This is a genomic window from Vibrio sp. Y176 (assembly GCF_033438945.1).
Map to the genome: position 1 here is coordinate 1 of NZ_JAWOQS010000084.1, position 1,264 is coordinate 1,264.

At 46.8% G+C, this 1,264-nt stretch carries 1 pseudogene; it reads left to right on the forward strand.

The window, feature by feature from the left end:
- A pseudogene (locus R7O13_RS24245) lies at positions 1-1,264 on the forward strand (MoxR-like ATPase); the annotation flags it as partial.

The window sequence follows — 1,264 nt, forward strand, 5'->3', positions numbered from 1 at the left end:
GATGGACTACGCACCAAGCATGTTGGATGAAACGCCAACTTGGGGTCTGTACGATATTGCGGCGTTTAAGTTTGGTTACGGTCGTAAAGTCGAGACGATTCAAGATTCTTCAGGTTCAGCTCCTGCACCTGTTGCGAAACCGGCAGACAGTGCGAGTGATGAAGACAAAGCAGCATACGCTCGTTACCTCGCTGATCAGCAAGCCTACCAACAAAGCTTTGCATACAAGTTTGGCAACAATCCAGACAACACATCGCTGATGGTGTGTTCTGAAGTGAAGGCGCTAACGGGGAACGAGAAAGGCAAATCACTCTACAACTGTGACTTCAGCCGATTCGATACCGCCGCGTTGTCTGATGATCCAGAACTGAATGCGAAAACTCGTTATGGCGCACTTTACTACCTAGATAAAGTGAATGAAATTGAGCGTAAGTCTTACGATTTCTGTACCGATGGGAACGTTTCTCTAAACAGCGACTGTAACCGTTTTGACGAAGGTACAAACCTAGAAGAAATTGTTTCTTACGAGTGGCAGAACTATCTCGATAGCTATGAGCGACGCAACTTGGAGTTATATGGGACGACGGGATTATTCTCGTCCGATTATCCTGGTTACTTAGTGCGCCGTTATATGGAAATGAGCGCTATCCGTGACAAGATGGAAGATCTTGAGCGCATCGATAACCTGTACACCAATCTGGGTTACACTTCGTCAACGGATAAGCCGGGTGATTTCTTATTGCGCATTGCTTCAAACCCTCAATACTGTAGCGAAGGCAAAGCCGATAACTCATGGTTCTGTGATTACGCGAATGGGGCGAAAAAATCCGCGGCGTTCTTCCTTGATATCTTGCGCACACCAGAGCATCAATGTGTGATAGAAAATGCGGCAGGCAACCAAAAAGTGATTTCTTTTGGTCAACTGTTAGACAACAACTCACACCAAATTCCGGCTGATTACGATCTTTCAACAGCCAGCTGTTTTGATGATTTGGCAGCACGCTTTATCGAAGATTCAGATGAGGGCTATATAGCTGTTGCGGAAACTGCGAATGGACGCTTCCTAAACTCAATTGGTAGCTTTGACCCGGATTACCCTTGGTCAAATGCGGTGTCTGTGTTGGGTAACTGGCCAGACAAAGCGCTTGCGAGCCACTTCTTAGCACGTCGATTCTCGAACCGTTTTACTGATGAGGTGAGCTTTGCATCGCTGCTTGATATCCCTGGGGTGCAAGCTGAATACGAAGACATCATGGGCAACATC